Origin of the sequence: Mycobacterium sp. SMC-21, from assembly GCF_045310825.1 — a bacterium.
Taxonomy (GTDB): domain Bacteria; phylum Actinomycetota; class Actinomycetes; order Mycobacteriales; family Mycobacteriaceae; genus Mycobacterium.
Map to the genome: position 1 here is coordinate 24,300 of NZ_JBJIAO010000010.1, position 13,485 is coordinate 37,784.

Sequence of the window (13,485 nt, forward strand, 5' to 3'; positions counted from 1 at the left end):
CCTGTTTCCTAGATACCTGTGCTGCTGGAGGCTGATTGCAGTTCGCCGGTCGGCTTGGGCTGGGGCCACGGCTCTGGCACCGGACGCTGACGCACCCGCTGCGGCCACCAGAACCACTTGCCCATCAGGGCGGCGATGGCCGGTGTCATCAGAGATCGGATGATCAACGTGTCGAACAACAGACCCAGACCGATGGTTGTTCCCACCTGACCGACCACGTGCAGCTCACTGACCGCCATGGACATCATGGTGAAGGCGAAGACCAGGCCGGCCGAGGTGACCACGGAACCGGTGCCGCCCATCGACCGGATGATGCCGGTGTTGAGGCCGGCGTGGATCTCTTCCTTGAACCGGGCGACGAGCAGCAGGTTGTAGTCCGCGCCGACGGCCAGCAGGATGATGACCGCCATCGCGATGACCATCCAGTGCAGGTTGAGCCCGATCAGGTGCTGCCACAGCAGAACCGACAGACCGAATGATGCGCCGAGTGAGAGCACCACGGTGCCCACGATGACCGCCGCGGCCACCACGGATCGCGTGATGATCAGCATGATGACGAAAATCAGTGCGAGCGCGGAGATTCCGGCGATCAGCAGGTCGTAGTCGGCACCCTCCTGCAGATCCTTGAAGGTCGCCGCGGTGCCGCCTAGATAGATCCTGGAGCCCTCCAGGGGAGTGCCCTTGATGGCCTCCTTGGCGGCGTTCTTGATCGCGTCGATGTGCGAGATGCCTTCGGCACTCATCGGTTCGCCCTCATGCGAGATGATCAGCCGCACGGCTTTGCCGTCGGGCGAGATGAAGTTCTTCATGCCGCGCTTGAATTCGGCGTTGTCGAAGACCTCGGGCGGCAGGTAGAACGAGTCGTCGTTGCGGGAGTTGTCGAACGCCTCGCCCATGGCGCTCGCGTTGTCCTGCTGCGCCTGCATCTGATCCTGCAGACCCTTCTGGGTCTGGTACATGGTCAGCATGTACTGCTTCATGTTGGTCATCGTCGAGATCATCTCGGGCATCAACGCGACCATCTGAGGCATCAGCTTGTCGAGCTTCAGCATGTCCGGCATCAGGTTCTGGATGTCGTCGGTCATGGTGTCGATGCCGTCGAGGGTGTCGAAGACCGAGCGCATGGTCCAGCAGACCGGGATGTCGTAGCAGTGCGGTTCCCAGTACAGATAGTTGCGGATCGGCCGGAAGAAGTCGTCGAAGTCCGAGATGTGGTCGCGCAGGTCGGCCACGTCCAGGGTCATGTTCACCATCTTGGCGACCATGCTGTGCGTGGTGGCCGCCATCTGGGTGGTGATGCCCTGCATCTTCTTCATCGTGTCGATGTTGATCTGCATGTCGTTGGCCTGCTTGAGCATGTTGGCCATCGAGTCCTGCGCGTACTTCTCGTTCATCTTCTGAGAGGTGCCGCTCATGCTCATCAGGAACGGGATCGAGGTGTGCTCGATCGGCTTGCCCTCGGGGCGCGTGATCGTCTGCGAGCGCGAGACGCCGGGCACCTTGAAGATGGCCTTGGCGATCTTGTCGATCACCAGGAAGTCGGCGGAGTTTCGCAGATCGTGGTCGCTCTCGATGAGCATCAACTCGGGGTTCATCCGGGCCGGCGAGAAGTGCCGGTCCGCCGCCGCATAGCCCTCGTTGGCGGGGATGTCGGCGGGCAGGTACAGGCGGTCGTTGTAGGCGGGCTCGTAACCCGGCAGCGTCAGAAGGCCGACCAGGGACAGCGCGATGGTGCCGACCAGGATGGGAGCCGGCCACCGGACCACGACGGCGCCGAGCTTGCGCCAGCCGCGCACGCGCATGGCGCGCTTGGGCTCGAGAGTCTTGCGGAACCGGCTGGCGAGCGAGATCACGGCCGGGCCCAGGGTCAGGGCGGCGAACACCACGGTGATCATGCCGATGGCCAGCGGGACGCCGAGCGACACGAAGTACGGCATGCGGGTGAAGTGAAGACAGAACGTGGCGCCGGCGACGGTCAGGCCGGAGCCGAGCACGACGTGGGCGGTGCCCTCGAACATCGTGTAGTAGGCGTCTTCGCGGGATTCGCCCGCGCCGCGCGCCTCCTGATACCGGCCGATCAGGAAGATGGCGTAGTCGGTGGCCGCCGCGATGGCCAGTGTGACCAGCAGGTTGGTGGCGAAGGTCGACAGACCGATGATGTCGTAGAAGCCCAGCGCCGCGACGACGCCCTGTGCCGCGGACAGCTCGAGGACCACCATCAGCAACGTCAGCAGCACGGTGATGAACGACCGGTACACCAGCAGCAGGGTGACGATGATGACGAGGAACGTGACGCCCTCGATCATCTTGACGCTGCGGTCACCGGCGATGTGCTGGTCCGCCGCCAGTGCCGCGGGTCCGGTCACGTAGACCTTCAGGCCGGGCGGCGTCTTGATGCTCTTGATGATGTCCTGCGCGGCCTGAACGGACTCGTTGGCCAGCGCCTCGCCCTGGTTACCGCGCAGGTAGACCTGGACGTATGAGGCCTTGCCGTCATTGCTCTGGGAGCCGGCGGCGGTGAGCGGGTCGCTCCAGAAGTCCTGGATGTGCTCGACATGCGTGGTGTCGGCCTGGAGCTTCTTGATCATCTCGTCGTAGTAGGCATGTGCCTCTGCGCCGAGCGGCTGATCGCCTTCCAGCACGACCATGACCGAGCTGTTCGACTTGAACTCCTGGAACACCTCGCCGACGCGCTTCGTCGCGATGACCGACGCGGCCTGGTCCGGCGACATGGAGACCGAGCGCATCTTGCCGACCTCGTCGAGCGACGGAACCGCGCTGCCGAGGAAGACGATGACGCCGATCCAGAAGAGGATGACCGGGATCGCGAAGGTGCGGATCAGGCGGGCGATCAGCGGCCGGTGCGGCGGCTGCTCGGCCTTCGGGAAGATGACGGTGTCTTCGTCGGTTGGCTGTGTCATGCGGATTTCACCAGGCAGAAGGTCTGGGCGTGCACGCCGGTGGAGGTGCGGGTGTCTTTGAGTTCGTCGTCGACGTGGACGGTGCAGGTGATGGAGTCACCGTCGCCCTGGGCGACGATGTTCGGCGATGCTGCCGGTGCGGTGGTGGACAGGGTGAGCTTCCAGGGCAGGGGCGCGTGGTCGATGCGCTGGGGCTTGGCGTCCAGGTCGAGGTAGTTGATGTCGGCGTAGCTGCCGGTGCCGGTGATCTCGTAGGTGACGACCTTGGGTTTGAACGGTTTGGCATCGTCGGCGAAGTTGCGTGGGGTGACGATGACGGGGTTCTGGCCGAAGTAGGTGCGCACGCGCTGCACGGTGAAGCCGGCGACGAGGGCCACGGCGAGGATGAGCAACGGGATCCACGCCTTCTTGAGCGCATTGCCGATCACGCTGCGGACACCATGGTCGACTGCACTCGCTGTTCCCCGCTTCCCGTACCCTGACCCCGACAGATTAGGTCATTTAAGTGTTAGATTAGACCAGTTAAGTTAATCATGGGAAACCTACGCTGCGGGTGGCTCGTATCACCGTAGCCGGTAACGCGCAGCAGATCGAACCAAATACGCAGCAGTTCAATGGGATTGAACAGGCGGCGACGACTGTTCAGGGAGCAGGGGCACATGGCAACCAGCACGAATAGACTCCGTCACATGAAGGCACGCACTCTGGTCGCAGTTGCGGGTGCCGTGGCGGCTGCCGTCACCATGGCGGCTCCCGCGCAGGCCGACCCCGACACCGATTTCGCCAACCAGCTGCACACCTACGGGATCTACGGCCCCAAGGACTACAACGCCTGGATCGGCAAGATCACCTGCCAGCGGCTCGACAACAACGTCGACCACAGCGCCACCGACTCGGCGGCGTTCCTGAAGAAGAACCTGCCCCGCAACAGCAGCTCGGAGCAGCAGGTGTACCAGTTCCTCAACGCGGCTTTCGACACGTACTGCCCCGAGAAGCACGACCTGCTGGTCGCGCTCGCGCACTAGTCGCCGGACTCGATCCCGGCCGGTCAGGCCGGGCCCTTGCCGTTGTCGACGCGGTACACCGAGCCGTGGATCGCGGCGGCGTCGTCGCTTGCCAGGAACGCGATGACGTTCGCGACGTCACGCGGCTCCATGAAGCCACGCGGCGCGGCGATCCGCATGATCAGGTCCCAGTCGGCGTTCTCGGGCGCCGCGAACTCGGTGACCTGTGCGGTGAGCATGCCGCCCGGGCACACCGCGTTGACCCGGAGCTTTTCCTTCGTGTACTCGACGGCCAGTGCCCGCGTGAGACCGATCAGCCCGTGCTTGGCAGCGCAGTAGCCCGCCGAGTAGATCTCGCCCTCGACGCCGGCGATCGACGAGACGTTGACGATGTTGCCGCCGTTTTCCAGCAACTGCGGCAGCGCCGCCCGGGTCAGGTAGAACGGGCCGTTCAGGTTCACCGCGAGGTCGCGGTCCCAGTCGTCATCGGTCATCGACAGGGTGTGCCGCATGACGTGGAATCCCGCGACGTTCACCAGCACGTCCAGCCGCCCGAATTTCGCGATGCAGTCCTCGACCGCCTGCCGGCAGGCGTCGGCCGTGCTGATGTCCACCGCGGCGAACGCGCCGCCGGACTCGTCGCCGTAGGCGTCGGCGAACACCGTCGCCATCCGCTCGGCGTCCCGCGCGATACCGAAGACCGATGCGCCGCGTTCTGCGAAAACCTTGACCGTGGCCGCGCCCAGGCCGGCCGAGGCCCCGGTGATCAACGCGACCTTCCCGCTGAGTGAACTCATACGGTGACTTTCTCACGCCGTGGGCAAGTCATTTGCGATACTCGGGCGGTGAAAATGAAACGTGTTCTCGCTATGGTTTCGAGTTTTGGCTTCGTCGCAGCGGGCGCACTCTTCGGCACGGCAGCGCCGGCGCAGGCCGACAACATCCGGCTGCCCGAAGGCATCTACACCTACATCCAAGAGGGCACGCCGATGAGCGTGTGGACCATCTGGCCCGTCTGCGCCCCGACCGTCGGCGATCTGCGCAACAACCTGGAACTGCCGGTGGGCTGCCTCGTGCACGTCGGCTCCGACCAGTACGGCGGCACGCTGGGCGGCGATGCCCGCCAGACCGGCGGTGAGGGACATTGGATGTTCACCCAGACCGACCTCCAGGGTTTCACGTGCCCGGACGGCACCAAGTCGAAGCTCGTAGAGACCTACGAGTGGGAGGACACCAACTGGACCGGTACCCGGACCACCACCAACAACGAACAGTGCGGCGTGCAGGCGGCCATGACGAAGAAGTCGTTCCGGCTGGAATTCCAGAAGCCGCTGCCGATTCCGGTGCAGCAGTTCCCGTTGTTCTGTGACCCCAACGACGGCCTCAAGCGCTGCCGCTGACGGCCGGGCCGGTCAGGCCGAGCCCTGCTCCTCGGCGACCGCGGCGGCGGCCTCGTCGATGATGGCGCGCATCGCGCGTTCGGCGCCGGCCTGATCGCGCATCCGCACGGCGCGGGCCACCTCGTCGTGCAGCGCGATGGCCGCCGGGTTGGGGGAGTCGGGCATCATGCCGTGGTGGGTGCGCCCCGCCAGGACCTCCGACACCACCGCGGTGAGCGCGCGGAACATCTCGTTGCCGCTGGCCTCCAGCAACGTCTGGTGGAAGATCTTGTCCGCCAGCAGGTATGCCTCGAGATTGCCGTCGCGCCCGTGTACCGCCATGTCCGACACGGCGGCGGCCATGATCCGGCACTGGTGCGGGTCGGCACGCTCGGCAGCCAGGGCGGCCGCGACGGGTTCGAATCCGCGCCGCAACTCCGACAACGACACCAGTTGGGCGGCCCGGTCGCCGGACTCGAGTCGCCAGCGAATCAGCCTGGGGTCGAACACATTCCAGTTGGCCGCCGGCTGAATCGTGATGCCGACCCGGCGGCGGGAGGCGACCATGCCCATCGATTCGAGGACCCGGATCGCTTCCCGGACGACGCTGCGGGAGACCCCGTGTTCCGCGCTCACTCCTTCGAGCGTGATCACCTCGCCGGGGGCGTACCTACCGGAGACCACCGCGGCCCCCAGCGCGCTCAGCACGTTGTCGTGGAGAGCGCCGACGTTTGACGGGGTGGACACGCATAACATCCTGTCATAACTCCGGAGATCTGACTTAGAACCGATGTTTTTCTGTGGCCTCTTGAAAAAGTATGACTTTTGAGTCACGCTGTGTGAGTCAAACCACAACAAGGGGCGGGTGCAGAACATGCCATCACCCATCGTCGTCATGGGCGTTTCAGGATCCGGTAAGTCCACCGTCGGCGCGGCGCTCGCGCAGCGGCTCCGCGTGCCGTTCGCCGATGCGGACGACTTCCATCCCGCCGCCAACATCGCCAAGATGAAGGCCGGTCACCCGCTGAACGACGACGATCGCCGGCCCTGGCTCGAGACCATCGGCCGATGGCTCGGGGAGCACTGCGGCACCGGCGGCGTGATGAGCTGTTCGGCGCTGAAATACAAGTACCGCGTGCAGCTGCGCAGCCACTGCCCGGAGACCCGGTTTCTGCACCTGTTCGGCACCCCCGAGGTCATCGGCGCCCGGCAGGCCAGCCGCCCCGGCCACTTCATGCCGGCGTCGCTGCTCGCCTCACAGTTCGAGACCCTCGAACCCCTGCAAGCCGATGAGGCCGGCATCGTGATCGACGTCGGGCAGAGCATCGATTCGATTGTCGACGAATACATTTCGCGCACCCAAGGGGAGAACCGACGGGGCGAGCGGAGCGACGGGGAGAAGATCTGATGCGCACCGCCGTCACCGTCCTCGCCGACGCACCCAAACTCATCGAACCGGTCTCCTCGGCCACTCAGCTGATCCTGGCCTTCGTGGCCGGCATCAGCGTCATCGTCGTGCTCATCACGCTGCTCAAGCTGCACCCGTTCCTGTCGCTGATCTTCGGTGGCCTGACGGTGGGGCTGACGGCCGGAGAGAACCTCGCCGCGGTTCTCAAATCGTTCTCCGACGGGTTCGGCGCGACGGCGGCCGGCGTGGGCATCCTGATCGCGCTCGGCGCGATGTTCGCCAAGCTGCTCGCGGACTCCGGTGGCGCCGACGAGATCGTCGACACCATCGTGGGTGCCGCCTCGCCCCGAGCCCTGCCGTGGGCGATGGCGCTGGTCGGCGCGATCATCGGGCTGCCGATGTTCTTCGAGATCGGGCTCGTGCTGCTGATGCCCGTCATCTATCTGGTGGCCCGGCGCTCGCAGCAGTCGCTCATCACCATCGGCATCCCGGCACTGGCCGGCCTGTCGGCCATGCACGGCTTCGTGCCACCGCACCCCGGGCCGCTGACCGCCGTCGGACTGCTCAATGCCGACCTCGGGGTCACGCTCGGCCTCGGCGTGCTCGTCGCGGTCCCGACGATCGTCGTCGCGGGCCCGCTGTTCGGCCGCCTGGCCGGCAAGTGGGTCGTCGTCGCGGCACCGGACACCTTCACCACCGATCCGGAAGCCCTTCGGGCACATGGAAAACGGCCCCGCTTCGGCGTCACGCTGTTCTCGGTGTTGCTGCCCGTCGCGCTGATGCTGGGCAAGGCCCTCGTCGACATCTTCATCGACGACAAGACGCAGTGGTTCCGCCGGATCTTCGACGCCGTGGGCACTCCGCTGGTCGCGCTGCTCATCGCCGTCGTGGTCGGCACCGTCACCCTCGGTCGCGGCGCCGGCATGGACCGCACCGCGATCACCAAGTGCATCGAGTCGAGCCTGCCCCCGGTCGCGGGCATCTTCCTGATCGTCGCCGCCGGCGGTGGCTTCAAGCAGGTGCTGGTCGACACCGGCATCGGCACCATGCTGGCGCGCTGGGCCGAAGGCGTGCACATCTCGGTGCTCGTGCTGGCCTGGGTGCTCGCGGTCCTGATCCGGCTGGCCACCGGGTCGGCCACAGTCGCCACCATCACGGCGTCGTCGCTGGTGCTGGGTCTGGTGCATGGGATGGGCACCGGCGAACTGTCTCTGGTGGTGCTCGCCGTGGGCGCCGGCTCGCTGTTCTTCTCGCACGTGAACGACGCCGGCTTCTGGTTGGTCAAGGAGTACTTCAAGCTCAGCGTCGGCCAGACCATCAAGACCTGGTCGATCATGGAGACCGTGCTCTCGGTGTCCGGTCTGGCCATGGTCCTGATCCTGGACGTGTTCGTCTAACTTTCGCGCTGCTGTTTCTCGACGACGATGTGCGCCACCGGAATCGGCATCGGGCGGGGTGCGGCGGACAGTAGCTCCACCAGTGCGGCGTCCAGGGCATCGGCGAGCTGACATCGGCGCGCCGGGTCGGCCGGCTCCAGCGCTTCCAGCAGGGTGTCGAACACCGCCGCCCTGGTGAAACCGACCCAGCTCTTGGCGAAAGCCGTTGCGTCACCGTCGGTCTGGTATCGCTGCCAGAAGCGGTCCGGTTCGTCGGCGACCACCAGATGGGTGATCCGCAGGCGCTCGAAGCGACCCGAAGGGGCGAACGGTGAGCGGAAGTCGGCTTCACTGCGGCCCACGATCGGCAGCCGCATGCGCCGCACCTCCTCGGCGGTGACGAGCCGTCGGTCCTGCAGGTCGGACAGCGCGTGCATCAGTCCGTCGAAAAGCGGCTCGAGTCCGAGCCGTCCGTCGTCGTGCTGGCCCATGGTCATGACCACGAGGCGGCCGCCCGGACTCAACTCGCGGCCGCGGAACGCGATGAACTCATGCCAGTCGTGCGCCGCCTGCCGCGCGTACGCGGCGCGCACCTGCGCATCGGCGCTGTAGGACGGCTGGATGTGATCGGGGATGTCGGACGGCATGCGGCTGAGCCAGTGGATGGCCCACGCCGACCAGCCCAGGTGCACGCCTTCCGACGGCAGGATCTGGCTCAGATACGACCGGCCCACCGCCGAGGCGAAAGTCGCCCGATCGGTTCGCAGATAGCTGAACGCGTCGTCGCGCAAGGTGCGGAACAGGGCGCTGAAATCGTTGTCGGGGATGTCGGTGTGCGTCACCGCGATGGGGTGCTCGGGCCGGATGCGTTTGCGGAGCGCGGCGATGCCCGCCCCGATGGGGAGCAGTCCGTTATGCGCATTGCCCGAGCCGTACTCGGCGATCACCACCGGCCGCGGCGCCGCCGGGAGCGGCACCTCGGCGGCGGCCTGTTCGAAAAGCTTTGTGGCCGTGCGGAGTCCGACGGTCTGCAGGCGCGCGCTCCCGATCGGGTCGGGCTGCACCACCACGCTTGACTCGGGCATGTCTCACGGTAGCGCCGCGAGCTGTGTGGCGCGCTCTGAATCAGTGGCCGGTGCCTGATTGGCAGCTCAGTGCCCGCGCGCCACCCATTCGTCGTAGTGGACCAGCTCGCCGCCGATGGTCGTCGTGTCGCCGTGGCCGGTGTAGACGACAGTGTCCGAAGGAAGCTTCCCCAACCCTTCAGCGATCGACGCCAGGATGGTCGGGAAGTCCGAGTACGAGCGGCCGGTCGCGCCGGGGCCGCCGTGGAACAGGGTGTCGCCCGAGATCACCGCGCCCAGTTCGGGGATGTGCCAGCACACCGAGCCGGGGGAGTGCCCGGGGGTGTGGATGGCCTTGATGTCCAGGCCGCCGACGCTGAGCACCTGGTCGTCGTCCACGGTGTGAAAAGGGTTGTCCGGGTGGACATCCCGCCACAGCATCTCGTCGGCCGGGTGCAGCAGCACCGGGGCGTCGAGGGCCGCGGACAGTTCCGGGGCGACGGTGATGTGGTCGTTGTGGCCGTGGGTGCAGACGACGGCGACGACGTTGCGGCCGTTCACCGCCTCGATGATGGGTGCGGCGGTGTGGGCGGCGTCGAACACGATGACGTCCGTGTCGTCGCCGACGAGCCAGATGTTGTTGTCGACGTCCCAGGTGCCGCCGTCCAGGCTGAAGGTGCCGCTGGTGACGACGCGCTGGATGGCGCTCACTTGAGGACCACCACGGAGCGCAGCACCTCGCCGCTGTGCATCTTGTGGAAGGCGTCCTCGATCTGGTCGAGCCCGATGCGCTCGGTGACGAACTTCTCCAGCGGGAGCCGGCCCTGCAGGTACAGGCTGATGAGGGTGGGGAAGTCGCGTTCGGGCAGGCAGTCGCCGTACCAGGATGACTTCAGTGACCCGCCATGGGAGAAGAAGTCGATCAGCGGCATCTCGAGGGTCATGTCGGGTGTCGGAACACCCACCAGGACAACGGTTCCGGCGAGGTCGCGGGCGTAGAACGCCTGCTTCCAGGTCTCGGGCCGGCCGACGGCGTCGATCACGACGTCGGCGCCGAAGCCGTCGGTCAGGTCCTGGATGGTCTCGACGGCGTCGAGGTCGCGGGCGTTGATGGTGTGGGTGGCGCCGAACTCGCGGGCCCAGTGCAACTTCTTGTTGTCGGTGTCGACGGCGATGATGCGCTTGGCGCCGACCAGGGCGGCGCCGGCGATGGCGGCGTCGCCCACGCCGCCGCAGCCGATGACCGCGACGGTGTCGTCACGCGTGACGCCGCCGGTGTTGATGGCGGCGCCGATGCCGGCCATCACGCCGCAGCCCAGCAGTCCGGCGACGGCGGGGTCGGCCTCGGAATCGACCTTGGTGCACTGGCGTTCGTGCACGAGGGTCTTGTCGGCGAAGGCGCCGATGCCCAGGGCGGGGGTCAGCTCGGTGCCGTCGGTCAGCGTCATCTTCTGGGTGGCGTTGAAGGTGTCGAAGCACAGATGCGGGCGGCCGCGCTTGCAGGCGCGGCACTCGCCGCACACGGCGCGCCAGTTGAGGATGACGAAGTCGCCGGGGGCGACGTGGGTGACGCCCTCTCCGACCGACTCGACGGTGCCGGCGGCCTCGTGGCCGAGCAGGAAGGGATATTCGTCGTTGATGCCGCCCTCGCGGTAGGTGAGGTCGGTGTGGCACACCCCGCAGGCGATGATGTCGACGACGACCTCACCGGGTCCGGGATCGGGGATGACGATGTCGACGAGCTCGATGGGCTGCTTCTTGGCCCGGGAAATCACACCACGCACTGTCTGACTCATGGCTATAACCTAATGCCTCCGGGAAGTGTTGGAATGGTGTCCATACAAATGTCTGGTCAACGGCGGCTCGGCCCCCGCCCATCGGCGCTGCGATGTGTGACAGGGTCGATGACGTGACCGCTCTCGAGCTGCTGGATTCCTGGCCGGTACCGAACGCCGCGGCGGCGGTGGTGTCGCCCGCCGGTGTGCTCGCCACGCACGGACCCGTCGACCGCGCGTTCCGGCTGGCGTCGGTGACCAAGCCTCTGGTGGCCCGCGCCGCGCAGATCGCGATCGAAGAGGGCGTCGTCGAGTTGGACACCCCGGCCGGCCCGCCCGGGTCCACGGTGCGCCACCTGCTGGCACACACCTCGGGTCTCGCGATGCAGACACCCGACGCCATCGCCGCGCCCGGCACGCGCCGCATCTACTCGAATGTCGGGTTCGCCGTGCTGGCCCAGGTGCTGCAGCACGAGTCCGGCATCGAGTTCGCGCAGTACCTGCGGGAAGCGGTTTTCGAGCCGCTGGGGATGAGCGATTCCGACCTGCCGGGCGCGGCCGAAACCGCCGGCTACGGCGCCTGGTCCACGGTGGCCGACCTGGCGGCATTCGCCGGTGACCTGCTGCGTCCCGCCCTGGTGTCGACGCCCATGCATGCCGACGCGATCTCGGTACATTTCCCGGGTCTCGACGGGGTGCTGCCGGGATTCGGATCGCAGCGCCCGAACGACTGGGGTCTGGGTTTCGAGATTCGGGACGGCAAGCATCCGCACTGGACGGCGGCGGGCAACTCGGGCCGGACGTTCGGCCACTTCGGTCAGTCGGGGACGTTCCTCTGGGTGGATCCCGAAGTGGACCTGGCGCTCGTCGTGCTGACGGACCGCGATTTCGGCGACTGGACGCACGCCGTCTGGCCGGACGTGTCCGCCGCGGTTCTGCGCGAGTTCGCCTAGCGGACGACCCCGATCATGCTGTCGATCCAGCCGCGCGCGAAGAACAGCAGGAACCCGGCGGCGACGACCCACAGCAGCGGGCTGATCTCCCTGATGCGGCCCGACGCCGCACGCAGCACCGCCCACGCGATGAAGCCGACGCCGATGCCGTTGGCGATCGAGTAGGACAGCGGCATGACGGCCACGGTCAGCACGACCGGCAGGGCCACCGAGAAGTCGGAGAAGTCGATCTCGCGGAGCACCGAGACCATCAGGGTGCCGACGATGACCAGTGCGGCGGCCGCGACCTCGGTGGGCACGATCTCCGTCAGCGGCGTCAAGAACATTGCGGCCAGGAACAATCCACCGGTCACCAGGCTGGCCAGACCGGTGCGGGCACCTTCGCCGATGCCGGTGCCCGATTCGACGAACACCGTGTTCGACGATGCCGACACCGCGCCGCCGACCACGGCGCCGGTGCCCTCGATCACCAGCGCGGACTGCAGGCGCGGGAAGTTGCCGTGTTCGTCGGACAGACCGGCCTGCCGGGACAGGCCCGTCATGGTGCCCATGGCGTCGAAGAAGTTGGTGAACAGCAGCGTGAACACCAGCATGAGCGCGGCGATGGCGCCGATCCGGCCGAAGCTGCCGAAGTCCACGTGACCGATCAGGGACAGGTTGGGCACCGCGAACGGCGAACCGGACAGCGTCGGGACGGACAGGCTCCAGCCGCCGGGCTTTTCCGTCGCCGAGCCGAGGTGCCAGATCGCCTCGATGATGGCGGCCAGCACGGTGCCCGAGATGAGGCCGATGAGGATGCCGCCGCGCACCTTGCGGGCCACCAGCACACCTGAGGTCAGCAGGGTGAACACGAAGACCAGCGTCGGGATGGCGCGGACCGAGCCGGTGCCGCCGGCGCCCAGGCCCAGCGGCGGCGACGGATGCCCGGTCGACGCGACGAAGCCGGCGTTGACCAGGCCGATGAACATGATGAACAGCCCGATGCCGGCGGTGATGGCCAGTTTCAGCGGCATGGGCACGGCATCGAAGATCATGCGCCGCAGGCCGGTGACGGCCATCGCGACGATGATGAGGCCTTCGATGACCACCAGCCCCATGGCTTCCGGCCACGTCAGGACGCCGACCACGGAGCTGGCCAGGAACGAGTTGATGCCGAGGCCGGCGGCGAACGCGAAGGGCAGGCGCGCGACGACGCCGAACAGGATCGTCATGGCGCCGGCCGCCAGTGATGTCACCGCCGAAACCTGGCCGAACGGGAGCTTGTGCCCGGCGATGTCTGCCGTGCTCGACAGGATGATGGGGTTCAGCACGATGATGTACGCCATCGCGATGAAGGTCACCGCGCCGCCGCGCAGTTCAGCAGCGACGGTCGAGCCGCGTGCGGAGATCTCGAAGAACCGGTCCAGGGCAGTCACGGCTTAGAAGATAGATGGCGCGCTGGTGCGCCGCGCGGGTGTTGGCGTCTGTTCGGCAATTGCCGGGATCGTCGACACCGAGTCGGCAACGCCCCTGATCGCGGTGCGATTCTGTGGCCGTCCTGAGAGATTGCGCGACAGACTAGCGCAACAGGGGTCTCAGGCGGCACAATAGACACGCACTAAACAA

Annotated in this window: 13 protein-coding genes; 5 read left to right on the forward strand and 8 right to left on the reverse strand. The window is 66.8% G+C overall.

Going from position 1 to position 13,485, the window contains the following annotated elements; genetic code table 11:
* Positions 1 to 8: 8 nt before the first annotated feature.
* Both ACJH6H_RS12560 and ACJH6H_RS12565 read right to left on the reverse strand, forming a co-directional pair.
* The gene (locus ACJH6H_RS12560) at positions 9 to 2,921 is read right to left on the reverse strand and encodes an RND family transporter (RefSeq protein WP_212812190.1); all 2,913 of its coding nucleotides are present in this window, start codon (positions 2,919 to 2,921) and stop codon (positions 9 to 11) included.
* Entirely contained in the window at positions 2,918 to 3,349 is a 432-nt protein-coding gene (locus ACJH6H_RS12565) for an MmpS family transport accessory protein (protein ID WP_133425868.1), read from the reverse strand. Before ACJH6H_RS12565 ends, ACJH6H_RS12560 begins: the two co-directional genes overlap by 4 nt.
* A gap of 261 nt (positions 3,350 to 3,610) precedes the next feature.
* Here ACJH6H_RS12565 and ACJH6H_RS12570 point away from each other — a divergent pair, with 261 nt between their 5' ends.
* Positions 3,611 to 3,946 (forward strand): DUF732 domain-containing protein, encoded by a 336-nt coding sequence (locus ACJH6H_RS12570; RefSeq protein ID WP_053853988.1) that lies wholly within the window; start codon positions 3,611 to 3,613, stop codon positions 3,944 to 3,946.
* 23 nt (positions 3,947 to 3,969) lie between these two features.
* Here the strand turns inward: ACJH6H_RS12570 and ACJH6H_RS12575 are convergent, their stop codons facing one another.
* On the reverse strand, positions 3,970 to 4,722 hold the full coding sequence (locus ACJH6H_RS12575) for an SDR family NAD(P)-dependent oxidoreductase (RefSeq protein ID WP_406774968.1): 753 nt from the start codon (positions 4,720 to 4,722) through the stop codon (positions 3,970 to 3,972).
* A gap of 72 nt (positions 4,723 to 4,794) precedes the next feature.
* On the opposite strand from ACJH6H_RS12575, the gene ACJH6H_RS12580 reads away from it, so the two are divergent.
* Positions 4,795 to 5,325, forward strand: a complete 531-nt coding sequence (locus ACJH6H_RS12580) for a hypothetical protein (RefSeq protein WP_212812189.1) — start codon at positions 4,795 to 4,797, stop codon at positions 5,323 to 5,325.
* A gap of 12 nt (positions 5,326 to 5,337) precedes the next feature.
* On the opposite strand, the gene ACJH6H_RS12585 is transcribed toward ACJH6H_RS12580, so the two are convergent.
* On the reverse strand, positions 5,338 to 6,051 hold the full coding sequence (locus tag ACJH6H_RS12585) for a FadR/GntR family transcriptional regulator (protein WP_371824531.1): 714 nt from the start codon (positions 6,049 to 6,051) through the stop codon (positions 5,338 to 5,340).
* A 127-nt stretch (positions 6,052 to 6,178) separates the two neighbouring features.
* On the opposite strand from ACJH6H_RS12585, the gene ACJH6H_RS12590 reads away from it, so the two are divergent.
* Entirely contained in the window at positions 6,179 to 6,712 is a 534-nt protein-coding gene (locus ACJH6H_RS12590) for a gluconokinase (RefSeq protein WP_212812187.1), read from the forward strand.
* Positions 6,712 to 8,109, forward strand: coding sequence for a GntP family permease (locus ACJH6H_RS12595; RefSeq protein ID WP_406774969.1), 1,398 nt, complete (start codon positions 6,712 to 6,714; stop codon positions 8,107 to 8,109). The genes ACJH6H_RS12590 and ACJH6H_RS12595 overlap by 1 nt, the downstream gene beginning before the upstream one ends.
* Here ACJH6H_RS12595 and ACJH6H_RS12600 read toward each other — a convergent pair.
* The 3 genes from ACJH6H_RS12600 to ACJH6H_RS12610 form a co-directional block, all read right to left on the reverse strand.
* Positions 8,106 to 9,173, reverse strand: coding sequence for an SAM-dependent methyltransferase (locus ACJH6H_RS12600; RefSeq protein ID WP_406774970.1), 1,068 nt, complete (start codon positions 9,171 to 9,173; stop codon positions 8,106 to 8,108). The genes ACJH6H_RS12595 and ACJH6H_RS12600 overlap by 4 nt on opposite strands.
* Before the next feature lie 66 nt (positions 9,174 to 9,239).
* Positions 9,240 to 9,863, reverse strand: coding sequence for an MBL fold metallo-hydrolase (locus tag ACJH6H_RS12605; protein WP_406774971.1), 624 nt, complete (start codon positions 9,861 to 9,863; stop codon positions 9,240 to 9,242).
* Positions 9,860 to 10,948, reverse strand: a complete 1,089-nt coding sequence (locus tag ACJH6H_RS12610; RefSeq protein WP_053853984.1) for an S-(hydroxymethyl)mycothiol dehydrogenase — start codon at positions 10,946 to 10,948, stop codon at positions 9,860 to 9,862. The genes ACJH6H_RS12605 and ACJH6H_RS12610 overlap by 4 nt, the downstream gene beginning before the upstream one ends.
* 113 nt (positions 10,949 to 11,061) lie before the next feature.
* On the opposite strand from ACJH6H_RS12610, the gene ACJH6H_RS12615 reads away from it, so the two are divergent.
* Positions 11,062 to 11,880 carry a serine hydrolase domain-containing protein gene (locus ACJH6H_RS12615; RefSeq protein WP_406774972.1) on the forward strand — a complete coding sequence of 273 codons (819 nt, stop codon included), beginning with the start codon at positions 11,062 to 11,064 and terminating at the stop codon, positions 11,878 to 11,880.
* Here the strand turns inward: ACJH6H_RS12615 and ACJH6H_RS12620 are convergent.
* A complete protein-coding gene (locus ACJH6H_RS12620) occupies positions 11,877 to 13,295 on the reverse strand; it encodes an NCS2 family permease (protein WP_406774973.1) in 1,419 nt (472 codons plus the stop codon). The two genes, ACJH6H_RS12615 and ACJH6H_RS12620, sit on opposite strands and share 4 nt — an antisense overlap.
* Positions 13,296 to 13,485 lie beyond the last annotated feature (190 nt).

What these genes read in the sequence shown, in the direction of transcription:
- ACJH6H_RS12560 (WP_212812190.1), bottom strand. Translation starts at nt 2,921, where the DNA reads ATGACACAGCCAACCGACGAAGACACCGTCATCTTCCCGAAGGCCGAG.
- ACJH6H_RS12570 (WP_053853988.1), top strand. Translation starts at nt 3,611, where the DNA reads ATGAAGGCACGCACTCTGGTCGCAGTTGCGGGTGCCGTGGCGGCTGCC.
- ACJH6H_RS12575 (WP_406774968.1), bottom strand. Translation starts at nt 4,722, where the DNA reads ATGAGTTCACTCAGCGGGAAGGTCGCGTTGATCACCGGGGCCTCGGCC.
- ACJH6H_RS12580 (WP_212812189.1), top strand. Translation starts at nt 4,795, where the DNA reads ATGGTTTCGAGTTTTGGCTTCGTCGCAGCGGGCGCACTCTTCGGCACG.
- ACJH6H_RS12590 (WP_212812187.1), top strand. Translation starts at nt 6,179, where the DNA reads ATGCCATCACCCATCGTCGTCATGGGCGTTTCAGGATCCGGTAAGTCC.
- ACJH6H_RS12595 (WP_406774969.1), top strand. Translation starts at nt 6,712, where the DNA reads ATGCGCACCGCCGTCACCGTCCTCGCCGACGCACCCAAACTCATCGAA.
- ACJH6H_RS12600 (WP_406774970.1), bottom strand. Translation starts at nt 9,173, where the DNA reads ATGCCCGAGTCAAGCGTGGTGGTGCAGCCCGACCCGATCGGGAGCGCG.
- ACJH6H_RS12610 (WP_053853984.1), bottom strand. Translation starts at nt 10,948, where the DNA reads ATGAGTCAGACAGTGCGTGGTGTGATTTCCCGGGCCAAGAAGCAGCCC.